Annotated in this window: 16 protein-coding genes; 12 read left to right on the forward strand and 4 right to left on the reverse strand. The window is 35.9% G+C overall.

Features of this window, described 5'->3' with window-relative positions; all coding sequences use genetic code 11:
* Positions 1–29 precede the first annotated feature (29 nt).
* The 4 genes from DS031_RS01335 to DS031_RS01350 all read left to right on the forward strand — a co-directional run bounded on the left by DS031_RS01335 (position 30) and on the right by DS031_RS01350 (position 4,472).
* Positions 30–404, forward strand: a complete 375-nt coding sequence (locus tag DS031_RS01335; protein WP_113804124.1) for a CidA/LrgA family protein — start codon at positions 30–32, stop codon at positions 402–404.
* A complete protein-coding gene (locus tag DS031_RS01340) occupies positions 401–1,090 on the forward strand; it encodes an LrgB family protein (protein ID WP_113804125.1) in 690 nt (229 codons plus the stop codon). The genes DS031_RS01335 and DS031_RS01340 overlap by 4 nt, the downstream gene beginning before the upstream one ends.
* A gap of 311 nt (positions 1,091–1,401) precedes the next feature.
* Positions 1,402–3,585 carry a type I pullulanase gene (pulA, locus tag DS031_RS01345; protein ID WP_181832952.1) on the forward strand — a complete coding sequence of 728 codons (2,184 nt, stop codon included), beginning with the start codon at positions 1,402–1,404 and terminating at the stop codon, positions 3,583–3,585.
* 110 nt (positions 3,586–3,695) lie between these two features.
* A complete protein-coding gene (locus tag DS031_RS01350) occupies positions 3,696–4,472 on the forward strand; it encodes a phosphotransferase family protein (RefSeq protein ID WP_113804127.1) in 777 nt (258 codons plus the stop codon).
* A 27-nt stretch (positions 4,473–4,499) separates the two neighbouring features.
* On the opposite strand, the gene DS031_RS01355 is transcribed toward DS031_RS01350, so the two are convergent.
* The 3 genes from DS031_RS01355 to DS031_RS01360 form a co-directional block, all read right to left on the reverse strand.
* Positions 4,500–4,778, reverse strand: a complete 279-nt coding sequence (locus tag DS031_RS01355) for a YtzH-like family protein (RefSeq protein ID WP_181832953.1) — start codon at positions 4,776–4,778, stop codon at positions 4,500–4,502.
* 116 nt (positions 4,779–4,894) lie between these two features.
* Positions 4,895–4,996 carry a cytochrome bd oxidase small subunit CydS family protein gene (gene cydS, locus DS031_RS24610; protein WP_425451916.1) on the reverse strand — a complete coding sequence of 34 codons (102 nt, stop codon included), beginning with the start codon at positions 4,994–4,996 and terminating at the stop codon, positions 4,895–4,897.
* Between the two features lie 107 nt (positions 4,997–5,103).
* Positions 5,104–5,844 (reverse strand): DUF3891 family protein, encoded by a 741-nt coding sequence (locus DS031_RS01360; protein WP_181832954.1) that lies wholly within the window; start codon positions 5,842–5,844, stop codon positions 5,104–5,106.
* A gap of 170 nt (positions 5,845–6,014) precedes the next feature.
* Between DS031_RS01360 and trmB the strand changes: the two genes are divergently transcribed.
* From trmB to DS031_RS01380, 4 genes are all read left to right on the forward strand, one after another.
* The gene (gene trmB, locus DS031_RS01365) at positions 6,015–6,656 is read left to right on the forward strand and encodes a tRNA (guanosine(46)-N7)-methyltransferase TrmB (protein WP_113804130.1); all 642 of its coding nucleotides are present in this window, start codon (positions 6,015–6,017) and stop codon (positions 6,654–6,656) included.
* 75 nt (positions 6,657–6,731) lie between these two features.
* On the forward strand, positions 6,732–7,574 hold the full coding sequence (locus DS031_RS01370; protein WP_113804131.1) for a YtnP family quorum-quenching lactonase: 843 nt from the start codon (positions 6,732–6,734) through the stop codon (positions 7,572–7,574).
* Between the two features lie 238 nt (positions 7,575–7,812).
* Positions 7,813–8,655 (forward strand): pyrroline-5-carboxylate reductase, encoded by an 843-nt coding sequence (gene proC, locus DS031_RS01375; RefSeq protein WP_113804132.1) that lies wholly within the window; start codon positions 7,813–7,815, stop codon positions 8,653–8,655.
* A gap of 132 nt (positions 8,656–8,787) precedes the next feature.
* The gene (locus tag DS031_RS01380) at positions 8,788–9,327 is read left to right on the forward strand and encodes a hypothetical protein (RefSeq protein ID WP_113804133.1); all 540 of its coding nucleotides are present in this window, start codon (positions 8,788–8,790) and stop codon (positions 9,325–9,327) included.
* Positions 9,328–9,417: 90 nt separating this feature from the next.
* Here DS031_RS01380 and DS031_RS01385 read toward each other — a convergent pair whose 3' ends face one another.
* Entirely contained in the window at positions 9,418–9,729 is a 312-nt protein-coding gene (locus DS031_RS01385) for a PepSY domain-containing protein (protein WP_113804134.1), read from the reverse strand.
* Between the two features lie 361 nt (positions 9,730–10,090).
* Here DS031_RS01385 and queD point away from each other — a divergent pair, with 361 nt between their 5' ends.
* The 4 genes from queD (at position 10,091) to DS031_RS01405 (ending at position 13,181) form a co-directional block, all read left to right on the forward strand.
* Positions 10,091–10,567 (forward strand): 6-carboxytetrahydropterin synthase QueD, encoded by a 477-nt coding sequence (gene queD, locus DS031_RS01390; RefSeq protein WP_113804135.1) that lies wholly within the window; start codon positions 10,091–10,093, stop codon positions 10,565–10,567.
* Positions 10,560–11,288 (forward strand): 7-carboxy-7-deazaguanine synthase QueE, encoded by a 729-nt coding sequence (locus DS031_RS01395; RefSeq protein WP_113804136.1) that lies wholly within the window; start codon positions 10,560–10,562, stop codon positions 11,286–11,288. Before queD ends, DS031_RS01395 begins: the two co-directional genes overlap by 8 nt.
* A gap of 1 nt (position 11,289) precedes the next feature.
* Entirely contained in the window at positions 11,290–11,976 is a 687-nt protein-coding gene (queC, locus tag DS031_RS01400) for a 7-cyano-7-deazaguanine synthase QueC (RefSeq protein WP_113804137.1), read from the forward strand.
* 131 nt (positions 11,977–12,107) lie between these two features.
* The gene (locus DS031_RS01405) at positions 12,108–13,181 is read left to right on the forward strand and encodes a M42 family metallopeptidase (protein WP_113804138.1); all 1,074 of its coding nucleotides are present in this window, start codon (positions 12,108–12,110) and stop codon (positions 13,179–13,181) included.
* Positions 13,182–13,306 lie beyond the last annotated feature (125 nt).

Below are 13,306 nucleotides of genomic sequence, written 5' to 3' on the forward strand. Positions count from 1 at the left end.
CAGGAAATCGCATAAAAGGGGAATGAGTGATGGGAAGAAAAAGTTTAAATATTATTTTTCAAGTAGCTATTTTATATGGAATTTATCAAGTGGGTGTTTGGCTGCAGGAAGGGTTGAATTTATTTATTCCAGGCAGCATGATTGGGATGCTTCTTTTAGTAAGTTTACTTGCTTTAAAGGTGATACCAATTGTTTTAATAGAAGAAGGAGCGTCGTTTATGCTTCGTCATTTACCGTTCTTTTTCCTGCCTGTAACAGCAGGCATAATAAATTATTTTCAGTTGTTTAAAGGAAAAGGTTTTTTATTAATACTTGTTACGCTTCTTAGTACAATCGTTGTTATGGTTACAGCAGGCTTAACAAGTCAACAGCTTGCTAAAAGGGGAGAAAAACAAAAAGTATGACAAATTTATTTATTGGGTTAGTATCAATTGCTGCAACCATCTTTATTTATTTTATGAGTAAAAAGTTTTATACCCATTTTCCAAAGCCATTTATGCTTCCTATTCTAATTGGAACAGGATCTATTGTTTGTTGTTTAGCTCTTTTTAATATTTCTTATGAAACCTATATGATCGGCGGAAAATGGATTGATCAATTGTTAGGTCCTGCAGTGGTGGCACTCGCTTATCCGCTTTATAAGCAGGGACCTGTTATAAAGAAATATTTTATACCCATTTTAGGAGGAGGAGTTGTTGGAACATTTTTAGGAATTTTAACAGGCTTTGAATTTTCAAAATGGTTAGGAGTGGAGGATTTACTCGTCTACTCTATGCTGCCAAAGTCTGTTACGACACCAGTGGCCATGGATATTGCTGAAGTGGTTGGTGGAACACCTGCTCTTGCTGCTGTATTTGTTATGTTTGCAGGAGTTGGGGGAGTTGTTATGGCCCCCTTTATTTTAAAATGGTTTAAAATCAATCATTTTCTTGGACGTGGGATGGGGCTTGGAAGTGCCTCACATGCAATTGGAACATCTAAAGCATTAGAGTACAGTGAGCAAGATGCAGCAGTCAGCTCTATCGCAATGACCTTATGTGCTGTACTTGCCTCTTTTTTAGGTCCGATCGTTGTAATAATGTTTGGATAAGTAAGGCGGAAATGATGATCACTGCGTTTACTTTATCGTCATTTTAAGCTAATTAACAAAGTAATAGCGGCGTTTTTTAAATTAAAACCTGTTCTTTTTAGAGGGATATTGTGTGTTATGATAGTATAAAACAAATATAGGTAAACACTTCTCAATATCCCATTTTTACAAAATACAGAAAATTATGTTTTTAAAAAGCCATTATAAATTTATGAAAGAGTTAATAACATTTCTGGATGTAGAAAATAAACTAATAATGAGGCATGCACACAAAAGTAGTCGAAATTAATTTGAATTGTGGGGGATTAACCTTGGAACAGAAAAGTATCAAACTAACAACGACAAATCGATATTTTTCTGCTTATTTAGATACATTTAACACGATTACAATTATTGAAACAAGAAGCTATCCTTCTTTTAGTTTTCGTGTTTTAGAAAATGAGCGAGAAATTGAGGTTATCGATCACAATGTAACGGTATTGGCAGAAGGTAAAAAAGTCAAACATACACTTGTATTAAAAAATCCAATTAATATTGAAAAACAATATTATATTGTTGATTCCTTTCAAAACTGCTCTTTGCTTAGAACAGGAGAAGTTGTAAGAACAGAGGCATTTGATGCGATGTATTATTATGAAAAAAAAGATTTAGGTGCTTTTTATCAAGAACACCATACAACATTTAAAGTATGGGCGCCTACCGCCTATAAGGTGATGGTGAAAGTAGTACAGCAAGACACAAAAAATATTCGAATTCATCAAATGGAACGCAAAGAAAAAGGGGTATGGCAAGCACAGTTTTGCGAAGATTTACATGGTGCATTTTACACGTATTTGATTTATGTCAATGGAGAATGGAATGAAGCAGTGGATCCATATGCAAAAGCACTTTCGGTAAATGGAGAATATGGAGTAATCATTAACCTTCAACGAACGAATCCAGAGAATTGGGAGAAAGATCAACAGGTTCCAATTTCTCCAGCAGAGGCGGTTATTTATGAACTTCATGTTCGTGACTTCTCCATTCATCCTAACAGCGGTATGAAACATAAGGGAAAATTTAAAGCCTTTTTGGAAGAGAATGTGAAAGATAGCTATGGAGAGCCTAAAGGGGTTGAATATTTAAAATCTTTAGGAGTAACTCATATTGAACTTCTTCCCGTTCAGGATTTTGCAAGAGTAGATGAAGCGGTAGAACATTCCGCCTATAATTGGGGGTATGATCCGTTAAATTATAATGCATTAGAAGGCAGCTATGCCCTAGATCCCTTTAATCCATTTTCAAGGATTAATGAGTTTAAACAACTTGTTCAAAAGTTTCATCAAAATGGTTTGCGCGTTATTCTGGATGTTGTGTATAATCATGTTTTTCATTTGGAAACGTCTTCATTTGAAAAAATTGTTCCAGGATATTATTTTCGTTATTATAAAGGTGGAAAACCTTCAAATGGTACAGGAGTAGGAAATGATACAGCAAGTGAACGCAAAATGGTGCGCAAATTTATTGTTGAATCGGTAGCATTTTGGGCAGAGGAATATCATATTGATGGATTTCGCTTTGATTTAATGGGAATTCATGATGTACACACGATGCGGCTTATTCGAGAAAAGTTAACTGAAATTAATTCATCTATTCTTATCATCGGGGAAGGCTGGAATTTGCCAACTCTTCTTCGGGAAGAAGAAAAGTCAACGATTCAGCAGGCGCATCGTTTACCAGGAATCAGTCATTTTAATGATCAATTTCGTGATGCGGCAAGAGGGGGAGTATTTTCTCCTCATGAAAAAGGTTTTATTGGTGGAGAAGAGCGTCTTAAACAAAAGATGAAGAGGGCAATTGCTGCAAATGTTCCCTATCCTCATTTAAGTGATGGGCCTTTTCAAGTTCCTTTTCAATCTGTTAACTATGTGGAAGCTCATGATAACCATACATTATGGGACCGGATGGAAATTGGAATGAAAGATGTATCAGAAAAGGAAAGGCAAGCACGTCATCGTTTAGGAACAGCTCTTGTCCTTCTTTCGCAAGGAATTCCTTTTATCCATGCAGGGCAAGAGTTTTATCGTACAAAACAAGGAGTAGAAGACAGCTATAATTCTCCTGATGAAATTAATCACTTTGATTGGAACCGGAAGTCAAAATTTCTAGACTATGTTCAATATGTAAAAGGTTTAATTCAAATTAGAAAAGAAAACAGCGCATTCCGTTTGCCTACAGGTGAATTAGTTAATGAAAACTTGCGATTTTTAGATTCACCACCGTCTATCATTGCTTATGAAGTAAAAAATGTGGATGAGAAAAATCCTAAACGATTTGTCGTTATTCATAATGCTGGCGTTCAAGAGGCGGCTGTGCAGCTTCCAAATGAACAAGAATGGTATATTATTGTAGATGGCATTCGTGCAGGTCAAAATATTTTGTATAAAGCTTCTGGTAAGAGTATTAAAGTGGAGAAATTAAATACAATGGTGCTTTTTCAATCAATAAATGAATGAATTATCTGCACGTTTTCGCTCAATATGCTATAATAACATATTTGTAAACATGTGAAAATTATTGCTAGTAAAAATAGAACTACTAATTGAAGAAATTGAGGGTGAATTTGTTGGAAAATATATTAGGAGAAGATTGGATTGTCACGCCAGCAGGAGGAGCAACAGGAGAAGCATATTTTGCACAAAGCGGCAACCAAAAGTTATTTTTAAAACGAAATTCTTCTCCTTTTCTTGCGGTTTTATCTGCAGAAGGCATTGTTCCTAAGCTGTTATGGACAAAGCGGTTAGAAAATGGGGATGTTATAACGGCACAGCGTTGGCTGCAGGGAAGAGAATTAAAAGCAGTGGAAATGCGAGAAAAATCGGTTGCCGAATTGCTTAGGAAAATTCATCGTTCAAGTGAACTGCTGCACATGCTAAAGAGGCTTGGAAAAGAGCCGCTTACTGTTAAAAGTATTTATCAAGAAGTGTATGGACAGCGCCAAAATCAAGAGCTTCCTATTGTAGAAAAAGCACTTGATTATTTGGCGCGAGAACTTTTTGAAGTGGAAGAGCATGAAATGGTTGTTTGCCATTGTGATGTGAATCATAATAATTGGCTGTTAACAGACTATGGTGATCTCTATTTAATTGACTGGGACGGTGCTATGATTGCAGACCCGGCAATTGATATCGGCTTGCTTCTTTATTGGTATATTCCAAAGGAAAAATGGCAGATATGGTTTGAAAACTATGGCATGATGTTTACTGATGAGTTAGGCAAAAGAATGCATTGGTATGTTGTGGCACATACTGTCCAAACAATCTTTTGGTGTAGAGAAAAACAGCGAGAAGATGAACAGTATTCATGGCTGAAATACTTAGAAACATTAATGGAGAATGAGTAAAAGTCTGTCTAGCGATAGGTATTTTACTTAAGTAAGTTGATCTAAGGAGGATACCCAACCGGTTAAGTACTGTTGATTGTTTTTTATATGGGTGTCTAGTTCAGCGTGACTGCTTCCTGATATGCTGTATTCTTTAATTTGAGAAAGTATTTCATTTGTTTCGTAATTAAGCTGTCCATTTTCTATAAGTGACAAAGCAAGGCGTGCAATTTGCTCACATTCGCTCGCAGTCCCGCAGCAATCAAGCTGATGATCTTCGAGTAAATCATGGAGAAGTTTGATCTTATCTTGGTTATTTATCGGCATAAAATGAACCCCTTTCTTCAAATTGTACTTATTCATAGCTTGTGATTTCTTCTTAATATTATTCCTTAAAAAATAAGGCAGACTCCTGGGAGTCTGCCTTATTTTTTAAGAATGGTTTAGTTTTCATTTGTATTTCCTTTTGCTCCCCATATAAATAAGCTGGAAATCGCTCCGAAAATAATTAACCAAGGTGCCCACATAATTAGAAAATGCGACATAAAAAGATCACTCCTTTGAAAAGAAGGTATAGGCTGTGTGAGGAAACACTGTGAAGTTTCTTACTTATAGTATAAACGATACTCCTTCGCTTTTTGTAAAAGAATCATTACAAATCAGGTACAAATGTCACATTAAAGTAAGAGAGGCTATATTTGTCGGGATCATCTTGTCCTAAAGATTTTCGACATAACGAGTATGGAATATTGGTTTTCCATGTATTTTTGAAAGGAAAAGGTTTCAACGAAATTGTACGTTCATTTTTCCACTCACACTCAATTGTAATATGGTTTCCGTATTTATCCACACCGTTTATTCCGTTTTTAAACCATGTATGTTCTTTTGATTTTTCTGTACCAGGTTCATTTAAACAAGCATATAAAGATAAGTCATCCCACATCTTCAAATGCTTTAATGCAATTAATAAATCACTATTATGTTCATAATGAAGCCGTTTTAATTTTATTTGTCTGTTATGTTCCTGTTCCAAAAATGAAGAAACGATTTCATTTTCACTTGATTTAAAAAAAGAAGTATAATGCATGGAAGTGAGTAATGCTAAATACTGATTGAATGTTTCTGCTTCATTAATTCCTTTCGTATAAAGTTCAATTCGCTTATTTAAAGGGTAATTTACAAAATCATATGGCTTATCAATCGCATTGTTCCATAGTAAATGATGATCTGCTTTTATCCAACTCATATCATGAAAGGCAGCTGCTAGAACTAATTTATAAAGTGGATCTAAAAAGTTTTCTTTTCCCCAGTGAAATGCCATTTCTCCAGAGAGAAGACCATGATGATGCTGCTGTATGAATATATAATGGGTATTTAATTCTCGTATGATCATCGTTATCTTCCCTTCTTTTAGGTGCATGATATGTTTTTCTATTCCCTTTTGCATAATAATAAAACGAGCGTCTTAAATTTATTAATTCAGCAAAGCTTTTATGACGATTTGCAATTTTCATGATAAAATGTCTCAGGAGAAAGATTTAATTATAATAAGGAAGTGACAGAATGCGTTTAAGAAATAAACCTTGGGCAAAAGATAAGCTTGCCGAACATTCAAATATTGTCATTCATAATCCCGAACAATATAAAGGACAATGGAATAAATATTTTGGAAATGATTATCCTATCTACATTGAAGTAGGAACAGGAAAAGGACGCTTCGTAACGGAAATGGCCAAGCAGTATCCTGATGTTAACTTTATCGGAGTCGAACTGCAGCCAAGTGTCATTGTTGGTGCATTAGATCTTATTTTGGAAGAGCAGCCACCGAATGTCCGACTTCTTAATCAAAATGCTGAAGATTTACCGCACTTTTTTGACAAAGGAGAAGTAAGCCGCGTTTATTTAAATTTTTCCGATCCTTGGCCTAAAAACCGTCATGAGAAACGTCGTTTAACATATGAAAGCTTTCTAGCTGTGTTTCAGTCGATTTTACAAGAGAAAGGCGAAATTCATTTCAAGACGGATAACCAAGGATTGTTTGAATATTCGCTTCACAGCTTTTCAAAGTATGGGATGATTTTAAATAATGTAAGCTTAGATTTGCATAACAGTGACTTTGAAAGCAATGTGATGACAGAGTATGAAGAAAAATTTTCAAATAAAGGTAACCGTATTTATCGCTGTGAAGCAGCATTTCAATCATAAGCTTGTGTGTGATGCACAAGCTTTTTTCTATGATAAAATATTGGTATCGTTTACAGAAAAGAAAGGGTGAATAATATGGAACACTTGAAGATTGGTAATGTCTCATTTTATTGGTTAAACGGTGGAGTGACACATCTAGATGGCGGTGCTATGTTTGGGGTTGTTCCTAAGCCGCTATGGAGTCAGAAATACGCTTCAAATGCCAACAATCAAATTGAACTTCGTACTGATCCGATTTTTTTTCAGTATAACGGGAAAAACATTCTCATCGAATCTGGTATCGGGACTAATAAATTAACAGATAAACAAAAACGAAACTATGGTGTAACAGAGGAGTCTCATTTAAAAGAGGACTTAAACAAATTTGGCTTAACAACAGCTGATATTGATATTGTTCTTATGACACACCTTCATTTTGATCACGCAAATGGTTTAACATCATGGAATGATAACCAACTTATTTCAACTTTTCCTGAGGCCGTTATTTATACATCTACCATTGAATGGGAGGAAATGAGAAATCCAAATATAAGGTCCATCAATACATATTGGGAACAAAATTGGAAAGCTGTTCAGCACCAAGTGCAAACATTTGAAGAGAAGGCAGAAATTTTACCGGGTTTAATGATGCATCATACAGGGGGTCATAGTGCAGGACATTCTATTATTACTTTTGAACAAAACGGCGAGCGATTTGTCCATATGGCAGATTTAATGGCTACAAGTGCACATCAGCATGTTCTTTGGGTAATGGCCTATGATGATTATCCAGTAAAATCAATTGAAGAAAAGCAAAAATGGGCGGCATTCGCACAAGAAAAAGAAGCATGGTTAACTTTTTATCATGATGCAGCTTATCGTGCATTAAAATGGAACAATAAAGGAGAAATCACTGACTCTGTTAAGAGAATTAAGTAGGTTATTATTTGTTAAATTTTTCCTATTAATTAAAAACTTCATCTACTATATTTGATGTTTATTAGCTGTATACCTCTTTAATGCTGTAAATAATGAGATTAGCTAATAATGTTACCGTTTTCATAAACTGTCTCACCCATTAGATGCCGACTTTCCGTTAAAAGGTTGAAACGAAGTCTTTCACGTGATAGCATTAGGCACCGTAAACATGAACGTGAAAAAAACAGGGAGGCATTTGATGATTTTAAATAAAACAGTAGCATTTATTGGAGCAGGTTCAATGGCAGAAGCAATGATTGCAGGAATTGTTAATGAAAATAAATTAGCGCCTGAACGCGTAATCGTTACAAATCGAAGCAATGAACAGCGACGTGAAGAACTATTAGCAAAATACGGTATATCTGTAACTAAAAGTATTGAATTTGCAGTGCAGGAAGCAAACGCAATTATTTTAGCAATGAAACCTAAAGATGCAGAACAAGCGTTAGCCGGAATTAAAGATCTTCTTCGTCCAGATCAAGTTGTTTTTTCAGTACTTGCTGGTGTTTCAACTTCTTTTATGGAAGAGAACTTAAACGAAGGGCAGCCAGTTGTTCGTGTTATGCCAAATACTTCTAGTATGATTGGCGAATCGATTACAGCTATTTCAACAGGAAAGCATGCTTCAATGGAAGATGTTGTGTTTGCAAAAGAACTTCTTACAGGAATTGGAAAAGTTGTTACAATTAAAGAAGAGCAAATGGATGTCTTTACAGGTGTTGCCGGAAGTGGTCCCGCATATTTTTATTATTTAATTGAGCATCTTGAGCAAGCGGCAATTGAGGGTGGACTAGATGAAGAAATTGCAAGAGATGTTGCCGTTCAAACCGTATTTGGAGCAAGTAAGATGGTGATGGAAACAAATGAATCACCTTCAACATTAAGAGAGAATGTTACTTCTCCAAATGGAACGACTGCAGCAGGACTTGAGGCATTAGCGCAGTTTGGTGGGGGAAGTGCCATAAAAGAAGCGGTAAGAAGTGCAGCAGAGCGTTCAAAAGAAATTTGTGAATCCTTTGAGAAAAAGCCAGCAAACGTTTAAGGAATAGTAAAAAATAAAGCAGGAATTGTAATAAAACTGTCACATTTTTTCCGGAAATCGAATACATTCATTCGTGCTTGTTTATGATATGATAGATTCGTAGTCGATTTTTGAAAAAGGGAGGAAATGTCTTTGAAGAAGCGTTTGTTTGCTCTATTAACAGTTCTATTAGTTATTGCAAGCATGTCAGGAGTAGCTTCCGCAGAAACAGCTTCAAAAGAAATGACAAAAGCAATTTCTGCTAATTTAGAAGAACAACATTCTGATTATGTACAAGGTTCTTTATCACTTGAAAATGTAGAAGAAGTTCAAGTGAATGATTCTGAAAAGGATTTTAACAGCGTTGTACTTGCTGTTGCCCACTATAAAACAGTAAGAGACAATATTTTCTTTACAAATCGAGCAGAAGTTGTTTATTTTGATGCAGCTAACAATACAGTGCTTGGGCAAGCTGATGTAGCAACTATTGAAGCAGCAGCCAATTATAAAGATGTCCATAGTGAGGAGCTTGGTTCACATTTAGACATGTGGGTTATTACATTGTTAAACCTAGTTGTGCCATTGCTTATAATGGCGTTCATTATGTATTTATGGGAGCCGCGTCAATATTTAACAACAAGATTTAAAATTGCCAATAAATTATACAATGGTCATCATCAATCATTTAACTAATAAAAAACCCCAAGTATGGGGTTTTTTATGTTTTTAAAAACAATCAAAAGTATAGGTGTTAGTGTCTGGTTTAGGTGCCTTACACTTTTCTTAAGATTGTTTATTTAATTCAATGACAGCACCTGTTTTAGCATCAATAGCAAAATCATAATGGTTGACGGTGTTGTTTTGAGTGGCTGTAAGGCCGCCACGGTATACTTCATATGTAAGTTCATTTTTTGATAGTTCTTCCGGCTTCATATGAATCCAAGAACCATCAACAGGTATATTTTCTTTTACCTTTTCTTTTACAACTTTTAATGCTTGTTCTGGAGACATTCCTTTTTCATTTAATTTTGAAGAAATGAAGAAACCAGCGGCAGCGCCAATCCCAACTCCGATTAATAATTCGCTTATTTTCATTTTACTGCTCCTTTCAACAAGGTTTGATCATTACTATATACATATTCACTGGAATTGCAGAAAACATGATGGCTTTAAATCCTATAAGGAATACATTAAATAAAACGATTCGGTAAAATATATTTTCTCCTTATAAGTTTAGTATACAAAAGAAAAAGCACAATCCCAAATATTTCTCACTTCTCATTTTAGCAAATGTTTGCTATCCTGTAATACGAATGAGGGTTCGAAATTCCCACCCCTCACAAAACAAAACTAGGGAACGTGAAGTCTTGTTCGCAGCACAACGCTCATAGATTAACTATGGGGCTTTTTTTATTTCACGTTTCCCCAAAATCGAAGAAAGGATGGGGATTAGAGTATGAATTTTGAAATTCCAAAAAAGGTACAGAAGATTGATGAAGATATCAAGCGCAATCAATTAAAATATCACCATAAACGTGTTGCTGTAACAAAGGAGTTTACATTTGACTCAGCACATCACCTTCATTGCTATGAAGGAAAATGTAAAAGTTTACACGGTCATACTTATAAGTTGATCATCACTATAAGCGGATATGTAAATGAGATTGGAATTGCTGTTGATTTTTCAGATATTAAGCGTATTTATAAAGAGACAATTGAAGCAAGACTTGATCACCGTTATTTAAATGATGTGCTTCCACCAATGAATACAACTGCGGAGAATATGATTGTATGGATTTGGGAAGAGCTTAATACCCATTTTGAGGCAGAAGGATTAAAAGCGCAAGGACATCGTCTTGAAGAATTAGTTCTTTACGAAACACCGACAAGTTATGCGACAATGAAGCGGGAATGGATGGAAGAAAATGAGTAGATGGAATCTACCTTCACGTGCGGAATATTTAAATTGGAAGCTTCCAATGGTAGAAATCTTTGAAACAGTTGAAGGAGAAGGAATGATGGCTGGCTTTCCAACTGTTTTTGTCCGGATCTTTCACTGTAATCTTCGCTGTACATGGTGTGATACCCCTTACAGCTACGCGCCTGCGAAACCTGAATTTGAAGCGACCATTGCAGAAATTATTGGAAAGATTCAGACATTTCCAAGTAAAAATATTTGTTTTACGGGTGGGGAGCCGTTAATTCATCGTGAAAAATCAGCAGCACTGTTAATTGAAATGGCAAACCTTGCCCATATTAATGATATTCATATTGAAACAAATGGTGCGATTGATTTAGCTCCTTTTGCAGCAGTAAGAAATGAAGAAAAGAATGTTCAACAAAAAGCAAGGTTTGTAATGGATTATAAGCTTCCTGATTCGAATGAAATGGCTAAAATGATTCATGAGAACTTTCATGTTTTAGAAGAGCAGGATGAAATTAAATTTGTCATTGGCAGTGATGAAGACTTTAACATTGCCCGGGATTTAATTCAAAATGACATTCAAAAAGGTCAAGTGTTGTTTAGTCCTGTTTGGGAGACGATGAAGCCTAGTAAGCTTGTAGAAAAGGTATTAAACGAACCGCTTCCAAATGTTAAAGTGAGCATGCAGCTTCATAAAGTGATTTGGGATCCGAATAAAAGAGGTGTATAAAATGAGCAAAAAAGCAGTTATTGTATTAAGCGGTGGATTAGATAGTACCACTTGTATGGGGATAGCAAAAGAAAAAGGCTATGAGTTATATCCAATTACTTTTTCTTATGGACAGCGCCATGATCGCGAAGTCGAACAAGCCAAAAAAGTGGCACAGCATTTTGAAGTAAGCGATCATCGTCTTGTAGATATTTCATTTTTAAACCAGATTGGCGGCAGTGCCCTTACTGATCAGTCAATAGAAGTTCCAACTGAAGGAGTAAAAGATGATATTCCTGCCACATATGTACCTGCACGTAATATGATTTTTTTATCACTAGCAAGTGCTTATGCAGAGGTGATTGGAGCAGAAGTGATTTATATCGGTGTGTCTGCGGTTGACTACAGTGGTTATCCTGATTGCCGCCCGGAGTTTATTGAAAGCATGACTGAAACGGTAAATCTCGCAACAAAAGCAGGAACAACAGGTGATCGAATTAAAATTGAGTCCCCGCTGATTCACTTAACAAAGAAAGAAACAATTGAAGCAGGTTTACGTTTAAATGTCCCCTATCACTTAACAACATCTTGTTATCTGGGCGAAGAAGAAGCATGCGGAGTGTGTGACAGCTGTCAGCTTCGGATAAAAGGCTTTAAAGAGGCTGGGGCAAAAGATGAGATAGCGTATGCTGTTAATATTAATTGGTAATATTGAGAGAGATTGACTCTAATAAGTTAATCTCTTTTTTTGTTTCCATAGCAAAAAGTAGCAACTCTAGTTTCGTTTCGATAAAATAGAAAGAGATACATAATTTTTCTAGTATAAGAAAGGAGTTTATTATGAATAGTGAAACGTTACAATTATTTAAAACGTTGACAGAGCTTCAAGGTGCTCCTTCATTTGAGCAAAGTGTTCGTCATTTTATGAAGGGCGAATTAGAAAAATATGCGGATGAATTAATTCAAGACAATCTTGGCAGTATATTCGGAGTGAAACATGGGCCGGAAAACAGTCCACGGGTTATGGTAGCCGGTCACATGGACGAAGTTGGCTTTATGGTCACACAAATAACAGATAACGGGATGATTCGTTTTCAACCATTAGGCGGTTGGTGGAGTCAAGTGCTTCTTGCGCAGCGTGTTCAAATAATGACAGATAATGGACCAATTGTTGGCGTCATTGGATCGATTCCTCCGCATTTACTTGATGAAGCAAAAAGAAAAAAGCCAATGGAAATAAAAAATATGCTCATTGATATTGGTGCAGATGACCGTGAAGATGCGAAGAGAATTGGTATTCGTCCTGGTCAGCAAATTGTGCCGATTTGTCCATTCACGCCGATGGCGAATAAAAAGAAGATTCTTGCAAAGGCTTGGGATAATCGTTATGGCTGCGGACTTGCAATTGAACTATTAAAAGAGCTAAAAGGAGAGTCCCTGCCAAATCAGCTTTTTTCTGGGGCAACGGTACAGGAAGAAGTAGGCCTACGCGGTGCACAAACAGCAGCAAATATGATTAAGCCGGATATTTTTTACGCATTAGATGCAAGCCCTGCAAATGATATGTCCGGCAGTAAAAAAGAATTCGGACATTTAGGAAAAGGTGCTCTCCTTCGTATTTATGATCGGACGATGGTAACACATCGCGGGATACGGGAATTTATTTTAGATACTGCAAAAACCTATAACATTCCATATCAATATTTTATTTCACAAGGTGGTACAGATGCAGGGCGCGTTCATATGTCCAATCATGGTGTTCCATCAGCTGTAATTGGCATTTGCTCTCGTTATATCCATACCTCTGCTTCTATGATTCATGTAGAGGATTATGCGGCTGCAAAAGAACTTCTAACAACTTTAGTGAAAACAACAGATCAAAATACATTAAATATTATTCGCAGTAATAGTTAATGCGATGCGATCAAAAAAATGAAGTTGACAGCTGTCTGTCAACTTCATTTTTTATTATGTGAATGCGGTTCTTTTTCTCTGGTTAAGCTAATATAACGAAAATTTTAGAAAAGTAAGGGATCAAA

Origin of the sequence: Bacillus taeanensis, from assembly GCF_003318295.1 — a bacterium.
Lineage (GTDB): Bacteria > Bacillota > Bacilli > Bacillales > UBA6769 > Maribacillus > Maribacillus taeanensis.

Coding starts and splice junctions, on each gene's coding strand:
- DS031_RS01335 (WP_113804124.1), top strand. CDS start 30: ATGGGAAGAAAAAGTTTAAATATTATTTTTCAAGTAGCTATTTTATAT.
- DS031_RS01395 (WP_113804136.1), top strand. CDS start 10,560: ATGAGTAGATGGAATCTACCTTCACGTGCGGAATATTTAAATTGGAAG.
- DS031_RS01385 (WP_113804134.1), bottom strand. CDS start 9,729: ATGAAAATAAGCGAATTATTAATCGGAGTTGGGATTGGCGCTGCCGCT.
- queC (WP_113804137.1), top strand. CDS start 11,290: ATGAGCAAAAAAGCAGTTATTGTATTAAGCGGTGGATTAGATAGTACC.
- DS031_RS01340 (WP_113804125.1), top strand. CDS start 401: ATGACAAATTTATTTATTGGGTTAGTATCAATTGCTGCAACCATCTTT.
- trmB (WP_113804130.1), top strand. CDS start 6,015: ATGCGTTTAAGAAATAAACCTTGGGCAAAAGATAAGCTTGCCGAACAT.
- DS031_RS01370 (WP_113804131.1), top strand. CDS start 6,732: ATGGAACACTTGAAGATTGGTAATGTCTCATTTTATTGGTTAAACGGT.
- DS031_RS01355 (WP_181832953.1), bottom strand. CDS start 4,778: ATGCCGATAAATAACCAAGATAAGATCAAACTTCTCCATGATTTACTC.
- DS031_RS01360 (WP_181832954.1), bottom strand. CDS start 5,844: ATGATCATACGAGAATTAAATACCCATTATATATTCATACAGCAGCAT.
- cydS (WP_425451916.1), bottom strand. CDS start 4,996: ATGTCGCATTTTCTAATTATGTGGGCACCTTGGTTAATTATTTTCGGA.
- proC (WP_113804132.1), top strand. CDS start 7,813: ATGATTTTAAATAAAACAGTAGCATTTATTGGAGCAGGTTCAATGGCA.
- DS031_RS01405 (WP_113804138.1), top strand. CDS start 12,108: ATGAATAGTGAAACGTTACAATTATTTAAAACGTTGACAGAGCTTCAA.
- queD (WP_113804135.1), top strand. CDS start 10,091: ATGAATTTTGAAATTCCAAAAAAGGTACAGAAGATTGATGAAGATATC.